The organism is Bartonella acomydis, assembly GCF_039543025.1.
Classification (GTDB): Bacteria; Pseudomonadota; Alphaproteobacteria; order Rhizobiales; family Rhizobiaceae; genus Bartonella; species Bartonella acomydis.
On the sequence record NZ_BAABIY010000059.1, the window covers coordinates 1 to 831 of the forward strand.

The 831-nt window shown below is 44.6% G+C and carries 1 protein-coding gene and 1 pseudogene; both read left to right on the forward strand.

What is annotated here, in order from left to right; all coding sequences use genetic code 11:
* Positions 1 to 526: toprim domain-containing protein (locus tag ABD909_RS06995; RefSeq protein ID WP_345097242.1), on the forward strand; the 526-nt coding region annotated here is incomplete at its 5' end.
* Positions 523 to 831 (forward strand): annotated as a pseudogene (locus ABD909_RS07000) (YfjI family protein); the annotation flags it as partial. The gene ABD909_RS06995 and the pseudogene ABD909_RS07000, both read left to right, overlap by 4 nt.

The following is an 831-nucleotide window of genomic DNA, read 5'->3' on the forward strand; positions in this document are numbered from 1 at the left end:
CATGCGGGGGATCACATGTGAATTGCCTGCTGATTTACACTTTCACGATAAATGTCCGCACCCATTAGGAATGACATTGCCCGCGTTGGTAGCTCTTGTTAAGGGGGCTGGCTCCTTTGCCATTCATAGAACCTTTTTACAAACCAATGGCTGCAAAACAGATCAGAAACCAGCCAAAGCCATGTTGGGGGCTGTCATGGGCGGTGCTGTACATTTGCGTCAAGACAATCCAAAACATCTGGTTATTTGTGAAGGCATTGAAACGGGGCTGTCTCTTCTGTCTGGGTTGCTATCAGAGCCCGTGAATGTATGGGCGTCTCTTTCCACCAGTGGCATGATGCGTGTGAATTTGCCTCGTACAAAAGGACGTTTGACAATCGCAATGGACGGTGATGATGCGGGTCGTAAAGCAGGTTTTAACCTCGCTGCGCATGCTTATAGGCAAGGCTTTGAAGTCTTTATCATGCAAGCTCCAAAAGGAACCGATTTTAATAACCTATTACTTTCTCAAAAGAGGGAACTATGAAAGAGTGTAATTTACATAACAACAATCAAAATACCCCCGTCAATGATAACGATAATGCCTCTTTAAATGATAACACTTGTTTAAAAGCTATTCCTTATGAACAAGCCTTGCAACAAAATGGTTGGGGGGAATTAAAACCAATTGCGACGTCTCTCTTACCCGTCGAGCCTTTTAACTTATTACAGCTCCCCATGCCATTCATGGAATATATTTATGACGTTTCAGAGCGTCAACAAGCCCCTCTCGATTTTGTTGCTGTCTCTGCTTTGTGTGGTTTGGCTGCTGTCATTGGTAATGGCGTGCGG